Origin of the sequence: Aeromonas sp. 603079, from assembly GCF_049172135.1 — a bacterium.
Taxonomy (GTDB): Bacteria; Pseudomonadota; Gammaproteobacteria; order Enterobacterales; family Aeromonadaceae; genus Aeromonas; species Aeromonas veronii.
The window spans coordinates 58,328-72,921 of sequence record NZ_JAAKPX010000018.1 but is presented as its reverse complement, the minus strand read 5'-3'; the positions used below and the strand labels follow the sequence as shown (position 1 = coordinate 72,921).

General features: G+C 61.2%; 8 protein-coding genes. 5 read left to right on the top strand and 3 right to left on the bottom strand.

The window, feature by feature from the left end:
* Window positions 1–326: 326 nt before the first annotated feature.
* Entirely contained in the window at window positions 327–866 is a 540-nt protein-coding gene (gene ycfP, locus G5287_RS14495; protein ID WP_139734373.1) for an alpha/beta hydrolase YcfP, read from the top strand.
* Window positions 867–940: 74 nt separating this feature from the next.
* Complete coding sequence (locus G5287_RS14490; protein WP_019445491.1) at window positions 941–2,233, top strand: NAD(P)/FAD-dependent oxidoreductase; 1,293 nt, start codon at window positions 941–943, stop codon at window positions 2,231–2,233.
* Between the two features lie 84 nt (window positions 2,234–2,317).
* Here the strand turns inward: G5287_RS14490 and G5287_RS14485 are convergent, their stop codons facing one another.
* The 3 genes from G5287_RS14485 to G5287_RS14475 all read right to left on the bottom strand — a co-directional run bounded on the left by G5287_RS14485 (window position 2,318) and on the right by G5287_RS14475 (window position 6,846).
* Window positions 2,318–2,959, bottom strand: coding sequence for an energy-coupling factor ABC transporter permease (locus tag G5287_RS14485; protein ID WP_227340803.1), 642 nt, complete (start codon window positions 2,957–2,959; stop codon window positions 2,318–2,320).
* Between the two features lie 87 nt (window positions 2,960–3,046).
* On the bottom strand, window positions 3,047–3,844 hold the full coding sequence (pflA, locus tag G5287_RS14480) for a pyruvate formate lyase 1-activating protein (RefSeq protein WP_005333994.1): 798 nt from the start codon (window positions 3,842–3,844) through the stop codon (window positions 3,047–3,049).
* A gap of 65 nt (window positions 3,845–3,909) precedes the next feature.
* The gene (locus tag G5287_RS14475) at window positions 3,910–6,846 is read right to left on the bottom strand and encodes a sensor domain-containing phosphodiesterase (protein WP_227340802.1); all 2,937 of its coding nucleotides are present in this window, start codon (window positions 6,844–6,846) and stop codon (window positions 3,910–3,912) included.
* A 135-nt stretch (window positions 6,847–6,981) separates the two neighbouring features.
* On the opposite strand from G5287_RS14475, the gene G5287_RS14470 reads away from it, so the two are divergent.
* The 3 genes from G5287_RS14470 to G5287_RS14460 all read left to right on the top strand — a co-directional run bounded on the left by G5287_RS14470 (window position 6,982) and on the right by G5287_RS14460 (window position 14,593).
* Entirely contained in the window at window positions 6,982–8,670 is a 1,689-nt protein-coding gene (locus G5287_RS14470; protein WP_005344666.1) for an FAD-dependent oxidoreductase, read from the top strand.
* Window positions 8,671–8,884: 214 nt separating this feature from the next.
* The gene (locus tag G5287_RS14465) at window positions 8,885–9,544 is read left to right on the top strand and encodes a DedA family protein (protein ID WP_421231492.1); all 660 of its coding nucleotides are present in this window, start codon (window positions 8,885–8,887) and stop codon (window positions 9,542–9,544) included.
* A 165-nt stretch (window positions 9,545–9,709) separates the two neighbouring features.
* Window positions 9,710–14,593 (top strand): alpha-2-macroglobulin family protein, encoded by a 4,884-nt coding sequence (locus G5287_RS14460; protein WP_421231491.1) that lies wholly within the window; start codon window positions 9,710–9,712, stop codon window positions 14,591–14,593.
* Window position 14,594: the final 1 nt, after the last annotated feature.

Below are 14,594 nucleotides of genomic sequence, written 5' to 3'. Positions count from 1 at the left end.
AACGTTTGGTGATAACGCCTTGTTTTTGCGGGATGAGTCACATACCGGCCAGATAAGTGTCCGGCTGCTGGCAGGGGAAGGAGGTGAGGGCATCTCAGATTGGTAAGGGATTTATCATTATCGGTCTGGCGATCTCACTTTGATAGTCGGGCACCAGAGGGTTGCTCGCAATGCGCCCCTCTGCATGTGACGGCGCTCGCGGGCTGCTGGGCGCAATCGGGGGCGGGGGCGTGATCCAAAGCAAGAAAGTTGGATGTTTTGGTGGCGCACGGGGCCGCCGCTGGGGTAGTTTCGATAAAACCGACACAGATCCTGAGGTCTTATCCATGATCATCTATCTGCATGGCTTTGATGCCACCAGCCCAGGCAATCACGAGAAAGTGCTGCAGTTGCAGTTTATTGATGATGATGTGCGTTTCGTGCACTACAGCACGGTTCACCCCCGTCATGATATGAGCCATCTGCTCAAGGAAGTGAAAAAACAGCTCGATATGAGTACCGATCCCAAGCCGCTGATCTGCGGCGTGGGTCTTGGTGGCTACTGGAGCGAGCGGATCGGTTTTCTGTGCGGCATTCGCCAGGTGATCTTCAACCCCAACCTCCATCCGGAAGAGAACATGCAGGGCAAGATCGACCGGCCGGAAGAATATGACGATATCGGTACCAAGTGTGTAACTGAATTTCGTAAGAAAAATTCAGGAAACTGCCTGTGTATCCTTTCCGTTGAGGATGAAGTGCGCGATAATCGGGACACTGAACGTGAATTGAAGAACTATTACGACATCGTGTGGGATGAGCGCGAGACTCATAAGTTCAAAAATATCTCGCATCATCTGCAGCGGATGAAGGCCTTCAAAGAAGCCTGATCCATCACGTCGACCGATTTCGTTTTAGGGAGCCAATGGCTCCCTTTCGTTTTGAGGAACCGAGGAAAATCATCATGATGAATATTGTCGTTGTAGGCGGCGGCGCCGGTGGCCTGGAGCTGGCCACCAGTCTGGGTCGCAAGCTTGGCAAGAAGAACAAGGCCAAGATCACTCTGGTCGATCGCAACCGCACCCACCTGTGGAAACCCCTGCTGCACGAAGTGGCCACCGGCTCCATGGACGCGGGCATCGATGCTCTGAGCTACCAGTCTCACGCCAAGAACCACGGTTTCGACTTCCAGCTCGGCACCCTGACCGACATCAAGCGTGACGATAAACGCATCGTGCTGGCCCCGATCCACGACGACAATGGCGACATCGTGGTCAACGAGCGCGAACTGCCCTACGACTATCTGGTGATGGCCATCGGTTCTGTCTCCAACGACTTCAACACCAAGGGCATCAAGGATCACTGTATTTTCCTCGATAGCCCCTCCCAGGCGCACCGTTTCCACAACAGCATGATGAACCGCTTCCTGCAGTTCGCCACCGAATATAAGCCGGGCGACAAGGTCAAGATTGCCATCGTCGGCGGCGGCGCAACCGGCGTCGAGCTCTCTGCCGAGCTCTACAACGCGGTCGAGCAGCTCTACGCCTACGGCTTCAAGAACCTCACCACCGACAGCCTGAAGGTGACCCTGGTGGAAGCGGGCCCGCGCATTCTACCGGCTCTGCCGGAGCGCATCAGCGGCGCCGCCCATCAGGAGCTGGTCAAGCTGGGTGTGGATGTGCGTACCGCCACCATGATCACCGAAGCGACCAGCGACGGTCTGCACACCAAGGATGGCGAGCTGATTGAAGCTGACCTGATGGTGTGGGCGGCCGGTATCAAGGCGCCTGACTTCATGAAGGATATCGCCGGCCTTGAGACCAACCGCATCAACCAGCTGGTGGTGAAAGAGACCCTGCAGACCACCCGTGACGAGAACATCTTCGTTATCGGTGACTGCGCGGCCTGCCCGCAGCCGGATGGCAAGTTTGTGCCGCCGCGTGCCCAGTCTGCCCACCAGATGGCCAGCCAGGCGTTCAAGAACATTCTGGCCAAGATGAACGGCGGCGAGATGAAGCCCTACCTCTACCACGACCACGGTTCGCTGGTCTCCCTCAGCCGCTTCTCCACCGTGGGCAGCCTGATGGGTAACCTGATGCGTGGCTCCATGATGGTGGAGGGCTACATCGCCCGTCTGGTCTACATCTCCCTCTACCGGATGCACCAGATCGCCCTGCACGGCTACGTCAAGACCGGCCTCATCATGCTGGTGGGTCGCATCAACCGGGTACTGCGCCCGACCCTGAAGCTGCACTAAGCCGGGATTTGGCACCATGTTGAATACCAAAAGGAGAGGCGATGGCCTCTCCTTTTTTATGGGCGCAGATCAGGAAAGAGAGCGTTACTTGCCCAGATAGGTGCGGTCGAAGAAGGTATTGACCCAGTGAGGGCGGTAGATGGCCAGCACCGTCATCGCCATGCCGTTGAGCAGGGCTTCGGGGAACAGCAGCAGTGGCCAGATGGAGAGGTAATCCGCCGTGATGGTGTGCCAGGGGTAGCTGTCGCTCAGCCCCATCAGCAACGCATTGGCGGCCACCTTGACCGAGATGGTGATGGCGCCACCGAGAAAGGCGGCCACGAAGATATAGACAAAGAGATGGCGCGGCAGCCAGGCCCAGCTGGCCAGAAACAGCAGCCAGCTGGTGGCTACCGGCAGGGCGATGCCAACCAGTGCCTGCCAGCCAAAATCGGCCAGATTGGTGACACCGAAGTAACCGAGCACCAGCAGGGTCAGACAAGGGGCGAGCAGTGCCAGCCGCCAGCCCAACAGCAGGGTGAGGGAGGTGAGCCCGAGAAAATGGACCTCCAGCCCTTCATGAAGACCGGCCCTTAGATACCAGAGCGGCACCAGCGCGATGGCACTGCCCAGCAGCAGGTGCTGATAGAGGGGGTTGTCATGGAGGGTCTGCCACAGGGAGCGGCGCAGGCTGAAGGCCAGCAGTACCAGCCAGATCAGGAGGGCGGCGAGTTGTCCTTCACTCATCTTGTCGTCCATTCATGCAGTAGAGTCCGGGCGGCCTTCCCGACCGCCCATAGCAGAGCAGGCTGACGAGTCAGCCTGCTTTTACCATCAATATTTGACGTTGTTGTGGTACTTGCCGAGGATGCCCTTGACCCGTTCCATGGTCTCCTTGCTGGGGGGCTTGATCCCGCTCAGCTCGTACGGGTCTCCCAGCACGTCCCACTTGTGTTTGCCGAGCTCATGGTAGGGGAGCAGCTCCACCTTCTCCACGCTCTCGCCCAGCTCGGCGATAAACTGACCCAGCCCTTCGGCGCTCTCGTCGTCGTCGCTCCAGGTCGGCACCACCACGTAGCGGATCCACATGGTCTTGCCTTTGGCTGCCAGATAGCGGGCAAACTCCAGTGTGTATCTGTTGCTGACGTGAGTCAGCGGAATGTGTTTCTCGTCATTGATCTGTTTGATGTCGAGCAGCACCAGATCGGTCTGGTCGAGCAGCTTGTCCACCTGTTCGTCGAGATGACGGACGAAGCCGTTGGTGTCGAGGCAAGTGTGGATCCCTTTCTCTTTGCAGGCGGTAAAGAGTTCAGTGATGAAAGCCGGTTGCAGCATGGCTTCACCGCCGGACGCTGTCACACCGCCACCGGAGGCATTCATGAAGTGGCGATAGCTGGTGATGTCACTCATCAACTCCGGTACGGTCACTTCGCGACCACCCTCGGTATCCCAGGTATCACGGTTGTGGCAGTACTTGCAGCGCATCAGGCAGCCTTGCATGAATACGATAAAGCGTATCCCCGGACCATCGACAGTGCCGCAGGTTTCGACGGAATGGATCCGGCCAACGGTGCCGTGAGCTCCGGCTGGCTGGCTGATTTCAACGGCAGGGATCCGATTAATGACAGACATAAACAACTCCAACGATTCGAGCAGGCCGTTATTTTATTACATAAACCCCTATTGATCCTACACCTTTAGTCCGCCGCCCGGCTGCCAAGCAGCTGCTCCAGCCCCTTGACGGTGAGCGGCCGACTGGTGAGATACCCTTGATAATGCTGGCATCCCAAGGTTTTGAGGATGGCCAGTTGCGCCTCCTCTTCCACCCCTTCGGCAGTGACGGTAAAGCGGAAGACCTGGGCCAGATCGAGGATAGCCTTGACGATAGCCCTGTCCTGTTCGCTGTGCACCAGGGTCTGAATGAAGCTTCTGTCCAGTTTCACCTCGTCGGCGGGCAGATCCCGCAGGTAAGCCAGCGACGAGTAGCCGGTGCCGAAGTCGTCGATGGAGATGAGGATGCCGAGCTCCTTGAGCTGGCGCATTCTGGCAATACTCTCCTGCCGATTCTCCAAGACTACCGATTCGGTTACCTCCAGCAGCAGGCGGGAAGGGGGCACACCGGTGTCGCGCAGAATGTACTCCACTTGTTGTACGAAGCCCTGGGTGTGGAACTGGCGGGCACTGACGTTGACCGACAGATGGGGGATCTGCAGGCCACGGTTGAGCCAGAAGCTGTACTGGGCGCAGGCGGTCTTCATCACCCAGTAGCCGATCTCGAGGATCAGGCTGGTCTCTTCGGCGATGGGAATAAACTCCCCGGGTGGCACCATGGTGCCGTCGCTGCGCTGCCAGCGCAGCAGCGCCTCGATACCCGACAGTGAACCATTGTCGACCCGGTATTGTGGTTGATAATGCAGCTGCAGCTCGTGATGACGCAGGGCATCGCGCAGCTCATTGGTAAGGGTCAGGCGGTTCTTCTCCTGCTGGGCCATTGCCTCGGTAAAGAAGACGTAGTGGCCCTGACCGGCCCGCTTGGCCATGTGGGTGGCGGTGTCGGCCTGTTGCATCAGGGTGAGGTGATCCATGCCGTTGCCGGCAAAGAGGCTGATCCCCACCGAAGCGCTGCAGTGCAGCTTGTGATCGCCGATGTCGAACGGGGTGCGAAACAGCCCCATCAGCTCGCGGGCGAAGTGCTCTGCCAAAATTTTGGCTGTGACTTCCCCTTGTCCGAGCTGGGTAAAGAGCAGGGCAAATTCATCCCCAGAGATGCGCGCTTGTACCAGATTGTCCTGGGGCAGCTCCCTGAAACGCTGCACCACGGCCTGCAGCAGCAGATCGCCGCAGGCGTGACCAAGGGAGTCGTTGATCGACTTGAAGTTGTCGAGATCCACCAGCAGCAGGGCGCCCCACTGGCCGTTGGAGGCGCTCAGGGTTTGCTGCAAAATATGGTTGAGGCTGCGTCGGTTGTGCAGGCCACAGAGATCGTCGTAATAGGCGAGCTGCTCGATGTGTCTGGCTGCTTCCTTCTCCCGGGTGATGTCGTAGAAGCTGCAGATAAAGTGGCTCAGTTCTCCCTGCTCATCCTTGACGCCGTTCACCATCAAGCGCACCGGAAAGAGGTGCCCATCCTTGTGCAGACAGCGCTCTTCCCCGAGCCAGAACGCCTGCTCGTTGACGGCGCGACTGACATCCTCCTTGAGGTGATCACCGAAGTAGGTGGGGCGCAGCTTGCGAATGGAGTGGCCGAGCACCTCTACCTCGCCAAAGCCGGTGATCCGGCTGAAGGAGTGGTTGACCTTGAGGATGATGCCGTTGTGATCCATCACGATCAGTCCATCGTGGGTATTGAAGGCCACTTCCGCCAGCCGCAGGGCGTCGTCGGCGGCGAGGCGTTGCAGCTCGATGGCGGCCCGCTCGTGCTGGCTGCTCAACAGATCCAGCAGGAGCTCGGGCTTTTTCAGCGGAGCGTCGAGCAGCAGGGTGATCTGCCCCATGACGGTACCGTGCTGGTCATGAAGCGGGATACCGATATAAATGTCGGCCTTGAGGGCCAGCAGCCGGGTTGCCTTGGGGTAACGCAGTGCCAGGTTTTCGACATAGATGGCCTGACCGTGCTGGAACAGCTCCAAAGCGGGACCTTGCTCTAGCTGGATGGGTTTGAGGGTGGAGAAGAGCTCCCCGTTAAATACGCAGCGGGGAATGATCCAGAGCTCCTGACCGCGGGGCTGGAACTCGCCGAGCCAGCCGGCGCGGGCACCACTAAGGCTCATGGCCCAGCGGATCAGCGTCTTGCAGTAACTCATACCGGTCAGTTGGCTTAGCTCGGCAGGCAAACTTGCTTCCCCCTCCTGCTCTTCGCACTGTGGTTGCCAGTGACCGAGCAGTTGGGCGCTGTTGCGCACCAGTTGCAACATCTCCTCGCTAAGGGGGGTGGGATCGAGATACTCCAGACTCAGCACCCCGAACAGCTTGTCCTGCTCCAGCAGGGCACCATCGAGGCGTGAGCGCACACCGGCACTGGTCAGATAGAGGTGATTGCTCAGCATTGGCTGGTGGGCCGCCTCCGAGAAACTCAACGCTTTGCGGGTGCGCAGGGCGCGGATATAGCGGCTGTCGCCGCGGATCGGATAAATGCTCTCTATGCCCAGGGTAAATACGGGGGTGAGCTGCTCGCTGCCGAGATCACCGTTGGCCTGATAGTGCCAGAGGATGAGCCGATCGGCCCCCAAACTCTCTTTAAGGGCCTCTAGCAGGGGCGCATACTGTTGCTGGCTCGCCATCTGGCTGAGGCGCGGCAGTTGCAATGCCAGATCGGCGATGGGCTCCTGGCGAAGGTTCTGCAGACAGATGAGCCAGAAGCCATCCTGCTCGTGGGCGAGGGCGATATGCCACAACTGGCTGGCAAAGCGCACGGTGATCTTGCCGCCATGGCCGTTGGCCAACAGTTGTTCGATGGGCAGGCGCAGGGCATCGGGCAGCTGGGCAGGCCAGGGGGCGCGCGGTTCGTCGAGCCAGTAGAGCGGGGTTTGCATCACGTCGGTCAGGGCGACCAGCCGTTGACTGCGCAGGTCCAGACGGAAAAAGAGCGGCGTCTGGAGGGCAGGAGGAAGATGACTGAGTGCGGTAGACGACATGAACAAACAACATCCTGTTAAGCAACCGTCGGGGTTGCAAGAATACTGCAAAATGGTGTGAAACAAAATTTCATTGAACTCTAAATTAGAAAAGCCTAATTTATTGCCCATTATCATGTATGAGGAGTCTTGCAGATGAAACGGATCCTGATTATCGGTGGTGTCGCGGGGGGCGCATCGGCGGCGGCTCGTGCTCGTCGTTTGAGTGAAGAGGCAGAGATCGTGATGTTCGAGCGGGGCGAGTTTGTCAGCTTCGCCAACTGCGGTCTGCCCTATCACATCGGGGGCGATATCCCCGACCGGGATGCCTTGCTGCTGCAGACTCCCCAGAGTTTCAAGCGCCGTTTCAACGTCGATGTGCGGGTCTTCCACGATGTGATTGAGATCGACAAGGCGGGCAAGACCTTGCTGGTGCGCAACCTGCAAACCGGTGAAGAGCAGCGCGAGCATTACGATGTGCTGCTGCTGAGCCCGGGGGCGGCGCCGATCCGTCCTCCCTTCCCCGGTATCGACAGCCCCCATGTCTATACCCTGCGCAACATCCCGGACATGGATCGCATTCTGGCGGCCCTGCATCACGATCAGCCACGCCACGTCACCGTGGTGGGCGGCGGCTTTATCGGGCTGGAGATGATGGAGGCGCTGCACCAGCGCAAGCTGGATGTCACATTGCTGGAGCTGGCCGATCAGGTGATGGCGCCGGTGGACAAGGAGATGGCCAACATGCTCCATGCCCGCATCCGGGAAGAGGGGATCGACCTTCGCCTGCGCACCGGCCTCACCGCCATCGAGAGTCTGGATCTGCCTGCCGAGAAGACCTCCGCCGTGCCGACCGCCAAAAGTGGTGGCCTGCGCCTGACCCTCAATGACGGTTCCCATCTTGATACCGGTCTTTTGATCCTCGCCATCGGCGTCAAGCCGGAAACCCTGCTCGCCGCCAAGGCAGGGCTGGAGCTGGGCCCACGCGGCGGCATCAAGGTCGATGCCGGGATGCGTACCTCGGATCCCTTCATCTACGCGGTGGGGGATGCGGTGGAAGAGATAGACTTCGTCACCGGCGAATCTGTGCTGATCCCGCTGGCGGGCCCGGCCAACCGGCAGGGGCGCATCGCCGCCGACAATATGCTGGGCCGAAGCGAAACCTACAAGAAGACGCAAGGGACCGCCATCTGCAAGCTGTTCGATCTGGCGGTGGCCAGCACCGGGCTCAACGAGAAGCGACTGGTGCAACTGGGATTGCCATTCGAGAAGGTTTATGTTCACCCGGGCAGCCACGCCGGTTACTACCCCGGCGCCCATCCGGTCAGCCTCAAGCTGCTGTTTGCCCCGGATGGCAAGATTTACGGTGCCCAGGCCATCGGCAAGGATGGCATCGACAAGCGCATCGACGTGCTGGCGGTGGCCCAGCGCGCCGGTCTCACCGTGTTTGACCTGCAGGATCTGGAGCTCACCTATGCGCCGCCGTTCGGCTCAGCCAAGGATGTGATCAACATGGCGGGCTTTGTGGCGAGCAACCACCTGAAGGGGGACACCCTACTCTGCCACGTGGCCGAGGTGCAGGCTCGTAACCCCCATCAGCTGGTGGTGGATGTGCGCAATGGCCCGGAGCTCGACAAGCTGGGCCGCATTCCGGGGGCGCTGCATATTCCCCTCGACGAGTTGCGTGGTCGCCTCCATGAGTTGCCCAAAGAGAAAGAGCTGCTGATCAGCTGTCAGGTCGGGCTGCGCGGCCATGTCGCCTGCCGTTTGCTGAGCCAGCACGGCTTTAAAGTGAAGAATCTCTCCGGCGGCTTCAAAACCTGGCAGATGGCCACCGCCGAGTAACCGTTTTATTTCTGTGCCTGTTTGCCCCTCTCCCTTGTGCGTGCAAGATGAGGGGCTTTTTGTTTCTGCTTTTCGCCCTCCTTGCATTCCCTAATTGCAGCAATATTTCGACACACTTTATTTCCTGTGCCGGACAAAATTAACGTTTTGTTCAGGGGATGGGTGCTATAACCCCAGCCTCGTTCATGATGAACCGTGTAGTAGGGAGAGTGACATGCTGGATATGCTGATGGCCATTTGGCATCAGGATTTTGACGCCCTGGTTCAGATGCAGGCGGTACCCCTGCTGATCAGTTGCCTGATGCTGGTACTGCTGCTGGAGTCCGCATTCGTCTTCCTGCCCCTGCCGGGGGACAGCCTGGTACTGCTGGCCGGTGGGTTGGTGGGCATGGGGGTGTTTGGCCCCGAAGTGACTCTTGTCTATCTGCCGTTGGCTGCTGGCGTAGGTTCTGTGCTCGCCTACTGGCAGGGACGGGCACTGCAGCGCACCCGCTTTATGGATCATATCGAACGGATGTTGCCTCCCGACAGCCTGCCCAAGGCGACCCGGTTGCTGAAAAAGTACGGTTTTCTGGCGATGTTCTCCTCCCGTTTTATCCCGTTCGTGCGGGTGCTGACCCCCATGCTGATGGGGATTGGCCGCCTGAGCGTGCTGCGCATGTGCGTGGCCAGCTTTGCCAGTGCCTTTATGTGGGCGCTCTGCCTCAGTTTGGTGGGCAAGCTGGCGATGAATACCCCCTTCTTTCTCCACCACAGCGAACTGTTGACCCGGGCCCTGCTGATTACCTCGCTGGTGCTGTTTCTGGCGGCCGTCATGGCCATCCTGTTTCGCTGGTTCAAAGGCGGAGCAAAAAACGAGACCAGCCACGACTAGATGACAACCCTTGCCGCACGGAATCAGTGGGCAAGGGGGTTCTCGTGCAGTAGGGGCGCGGAATTGTGCCCATTCGGGTAATGAGCTTTGTGTCGGGTGAGCAGGATGCCTTATCCTGTTTCCAGCCACGCTGCGTTTGCAGCGCTCCAACTCGGGATGGAACCTATGCGCCTCTTCGACTCTCCCTCTGCTTTTCACCGCTCTACCGCCGGAACCGGCGCTCTGCGCCGCTGCTGGTCGGCCCTGCTGCTTTGCGGGGTGGTCGGTTTGCTGTCTGGTTGCGGCCCTGACAAGCCTGCCAGCCAAATATCGACCACAGAATCCACAGCGCAGCAGGAGGCCGGGGCGCCAACTTCTGTAGTGCAGGCCAATGCCCGCCAATATCGCGATGCGCCAGCACTGGCGCTGGTCTTCTCCGGCCCCTTGGTGCCCAAGCCCAATTGGCAGAGCTGGCTCGGGGTCAGTGAAGGTGGCAAGCAGGTGCAGGGGGAGTGGATCCTCGCCGACGATGGTCGCACCCTCTATTTCCCGAACGTCCAGCCCGACAAGAGCTATGAAGTGAGCCTCAAGGCGGGGTTGGGCCCATCCCCCCAGAGTTGGACCCTCAAGACCCGCCCGCTGGAGGCGGGGGCCTCCTTTACCGCCAGTGGCATGGTATTGCCGCTGCGCGACGAGCTGCGCCTGCCCATCAGCGCGGTCAATGTGGATGAGGTCAATATCGACTTCTTTCGGGTCGATGCCGAATACCTGCCCCGTTTTCTGGCCGAGTATCGCCCCGGTGCCGGCATGGGCAACTGGGAGCTCGAGCAGATCACCAAGCGGGCCAAGCGGGTGTTCAGCGGCCGCTATGCGCTGGAGCTTGATGCCAACCGGCGCGAGACCCGCCTCATCAATGTGAAGGAGCCGCAGCTGGCTGAGGCTGGCGTCTACTTTGCGGTGATGTCCCCCCTTGGCAACTACGACTGGCGCAAGGAGACCACCTATTTTGCGGTGAGCGACATGGGGCTCAGTGCCCGCCGTTACCGCGATCAGCTGGAGGTGTTCGTCAGCTCCCTGGCCAGCGCCGACCCGCTCAAGGATGTGCAGCTCTCCCTGCTCGACGAGAAGGGTAACCGGCTGCAGGTGCAAACCACCGATCCGCAGGGCCATCGTCGCTTCGATCAGGTGCAGGGGGCCCGCTTGCTGCTGGCCGAACAGGGCAACCATCTGGCGGTGCTGCGCCTCGATGGGGCGGCGCTCGATCTCTCCACCTTCGATCTCGGCACCCAGCCCTGGCAGGCCCAGCAGCTCTATCTGTTCAGCGGGCGCGATCTCTATCGTCCCGGCGAGCGGCTCGACAGCGAGATCCTGCTCAAGGGCCAAGATGGCCAGCTGTTGCCGGGGATGGCGGTGGAGCTGGAGGTGAAACAGCCGGACGGCCAGCTGCTCGAACAGAAACGGCTGCTACCGGACAATTTGGGCGCGGCCCACTACGGTCTGCGTTTGCCGGACGATGCGCCGCTCGGGCGCTGGACCATCAACCTCAAGACCGCCGCTGGTAGTCGCTTCGAGTGGCCCTTTTTGGTGGAGGAGTTTTTGCCGGAGCGGCTCAAACTGCAGCTCGGCAAGGGGCCGGATGGTGAAGTAACGGATCTGGACGCCGCCCTGACTATGCCACTGCAGGGGGACTATCTCTACGGTGCGCCTGCGAGCGCCACCAAGGCGAAGGCGGAGGTAAAAATCAGCCGCGCCACCATGCCCTTTACCCAGTGGCAGGAGTTCACGCTGGGTGACGTGCTGCTCGCCGAGCAGGCCAAGGATCTCGAGGCGCGCAGTCTCACCCTCAATGCACAGGGGCAGGGGACCTTCTCGCTGGCTGATGAGCTCGACGGGGTGCGCGCCCTCGGGCCGCTGGAGGTGGCCTATCGGGTGTCGCTCGCCGAGCCCGGTGGCCGCGCCGTCAATCGCAGCCGCACTCAGTATGGCTGGCCTGCGGGCAGCCAGTGGCCGGCACTCAAGGCCGACTTCGTGGCCGATCGTGTGGAAGGGGGCAAGCCTCTGCCCTTCCAGATCCTCAACCTCGATGAGCAAGGCCAACCGGTGGCGGGGGCGGTGAAGGTGCGCCTTATCAACGAGTACCGCGACTACTACTGGCACTACGCCGATGGCGAGGGGTGGAAGTACGAGTTCAACAGCCAGCCTTATCTGGAGCAGGAGCAGACCCTGCAGCTGGATGGCAAGGGGCCGACCCCCCTAAGCTTGCAACTCGCCGCGGGCTGGTATCGATTGGAGGTGGAGAACAGTCAGGGCCATCAATCGAGCCTGCGGGTGGAGATCGGCAGTTACGCCTGGGGCGGCGGTGGCGAGCAGGCGCGGCCTGACAAGATTGCCATCACCCTCGACAAGCGCGCCTATCAGGCGGGCGACAAGGCCAAAGTGACGCTGGTGGCCCCGCGCCCCGGCAAGGGGTTGTTGCTGGTGGAAGGTGGCGACGGCCTACGCTGGTGGCAGCGTATCGAGCTCAAGGGGGCCGGCGGTGATGCCAAGGATGCCCGCGGCGAGTTCGAGATCCCGGTCAGTCCCGAGTGGCAGCGCCATGACTTGCATATCTCGGCCCAGATCGCCGCACCAGACAGCGCCTCCAAACCGGTCAGCAGCCAGCAGGGGCAGAGCCTGCGCTCGGTCGGTCTGGTGCCGCTCACCCTGGATCGGGAAGCGCGCCGTCTGCCGCTCACCCTGAGCGCACCTGATAAAGCGGTGCCGCTTACCCGGCTGGAAGTGACCGCAACCTCCACCCCCAATAGCCAAGGCCGTGTGGTGCTGGCGGCGGTGGATCGGGGCGTGCTCAATATCAGCGATTATCAACCCCTCGACCCGTTCGAGATCTTCTTTGGCCGCAAGCGCTTCGCCCAAGATTTGTTCGACAACTACGGCCAGGTGATCCCGCCGCAGGATGGCAAGCCGGCCCGCCTCAACTACGGGGGCGATCGGGCGCCGCTGAAAAAGGGTGGCGCGCTGGAGAGCCGGGTCGAGATAGCCGCACTGTGGAGCGGCGAGGTGAGTTTTGACCAGCAGGGTAAAGCGGTGATCCCGCTCGAACTGCCCAACTTCAACGGCGAGCTGGCACTGATGGCGCTGGCCTGGAATGAGCAGCAAGTCGGTGAGGCCGAGCGCGCCGTCAAGGTGGTGGCGCCCTTGGTGGCCGAGATTGGCTGGCCGCGCTTTGGCGCCAGAGGCGATGAGACCCGGGCGCTGGTGCAGCTGCGCAACATGAGCGGCGAGGATCAGTCCCTCTCCCTTGTCTGGACCCTCAACGGTGGGCTCAAGGCAAACGGCGAGCTGCCCCGCACCCTTGCCCTTAAAAACGGCGAAGAGCAGTGGTTGACCCTGCCGCTCACCGTGACCGGGGCGAGCGGCGTGGCGAGCCTGCAGTTGGCGGCCAGCGGCAAGGATTTTGCCATCAGCCGCGACTGGACTTTGCCGCTGCGTTCCCCCTGGCCTGCCGAGACTCGCCAGCGCTATCAGATGCTGTCCCTCGGCCAACAGATGAGCTTTGCGCCAGCTGAGCTGGTCGGGCTGGATCGCGCCAACCTGCAGGGGCTGCTCAGCCTCTCCGGTACTCCCCCCTGGGATCCGGCTGCCCAGTGGCAGGCGCTGGCCGATTACCCCTATGCCTGTCTGGAGCAGACCTTGTCCCGTGCCTGGCCCTACTTGCTGACCACGGCCGATGAGCGGGCCGCTTGGCGCAAACCCGCAGAGGGCAAGAAAGCGGCGAGCGAGGCGGATGTGCAGCGCGCCCTGCTGCAACGGCTGCAGCGGTTGCAACTGCCAAGCGGTGGCTTTGGCCTCTGGGATGGTCGCTCCGACGAGGAGCAGTGGCTCACCGCCTATGCCGCTGACTATCTGCTGGCCCGCAAGGAGGCGGGCGACGCAGTGCCGGAGGCGATGCTCAATCAGGCGCTGAACCGGTTGCAAAGCTATCTCACCGACAGCCAGTATGGCGAGCGCTGGAGCAGTGCCCCCGAGCACAGCCGGCTGGCCTATCAGGCCTACAGCGCCTATGTGCTGGCCCGGGTGGGCAAGGCGCCGCTCGCTACCTTGCGCCTTATCTGGGAGCAGCAGGCTGATCACGCTCGCTCCGGTTTGCCGCTCTTGCACCTCTCGCTGGCGCTCTCGGCCATGGGGGATGAGCAGAACGCCGCCAAGGCCCTCAGCCGGGCATTGGCGACCGAGCGTGGTGACGACTATCTCGGGGATTACGGTTCGCCGCTGCGTGACCAAGCCCTTGAGCTCTCCTTGCTGCGCCAGCACAAGCTGGCTGTGGAGCGCTGGCCAGCCCTCAGTGCCAAGGTGGCAGATACCCTGGCCCATCGTCAGTGGCTCAGCACTCAGGAGCGGCTCGCCCTGCTGCGACTAGCCCGCTTCGATCCGGCCGTCGACTGGCAGGCCAAGGTAACTTCCTCTCTTGGCAGTGGATCCCTGAGCGGTTCGGCTCCGTTGCAGCAGGGTGCCCCCGAGGCACTGGCCGCGAGCACCGTCACCAACGAGGGCAAGGGATCCCTCTATGTGCAGCGCACTCTGGTAGGTTACCCCGAACAGGCTCCGGCACGGATCAGCAAGGGGATGAGCGTGACCCGCAGCTGGTTCAATAGCGACGGTCAGCCGTTTGATCCCGCCAAGGTGAAGGTGGGTGATCTGGTGGTGGTGCGGCTCAACGTCAGCAGTGAATCGGCGGTGCCCGATGCCCTGCTGGTAGAGATGGTGCCCGCCGGCTTCGAGCTGGAGAACCCGGCCCTTGGCAACAGCATCAAGCTGGAAGATCTCTCCATCGAGGGGAAACCGGCGTGGCAGAGCGAGTGGAACGACTATCTCAAGCATCAGGAGTTTCGCGATGACCGCTACATGGCAGCGCTGGATCTGAGCGAGGGGAGCAACCAGCAACTGGTTTACCTGATGCGGGCGGTGACGCCGGGTCGCTATCAGGTGCCGCCGACCCAGGTGGAGGATATGTACCGCCCCGAGCTGCGGGCTGTGGGTGAGGATATCCATGAGGTGATCATCTCTGAGTAAC

Coding starts and splice junctions, on each gene's coding strand:
- ycfP (WP_139734373.1), top strand. CDS start 327: ATGATCATCTATCTGCATGGCTTTGATGCCACCAGCCCAGGCAATCAC.
- G5287_RS14475 (WP_227340802.1), bottom strand. CDS start 6,846: ATGTCGTCTACCGCACTCAGTCATCTTCCTCCTGCCCTCCAGACGCCG.
- G5287_RS14465 (WP_421231492.1), top strand. CDS start 8,885: ATGCTGGATATGCTGATGGCCATTTGGCATCAGGATTTTGACGCCCTG.
- G5287_RS14460 (WP_421231491.1), top strand. CDS start 9,710: ATGCGCCTCTTCGACTCTCCCTCTGCTTTTCACCGCTCTACCGCCGGA.
- G5287_RS14470 (WP_005344666.1), top strand. CDS start 6,982: ATGAAACGGATCCTGATTATCGGTGGTGTCGCGGGGGGCGCATCGGCG.
- pflA (WP_005333994.1), bottom strand. CDS start 3,844: ATGTCTGTCATTAATCGGATCCCTGCCGTTGAAATCAGCCAGCCAGCC.
- G5287_RS14485 (WP_227340803.1), bottom strand. CDS start 2,959: ATGAGTGAAGGACAACTCGCCGCCCTCCTGATCTGGCTGGTACTGCTG.
- G5287_RS14490 (WP_019445491.1), top strand. CDS start 941: ATGATGAATATTGTCGTTGTAGGCGGCGGCGCCGGTGGCCTGGAGCTG.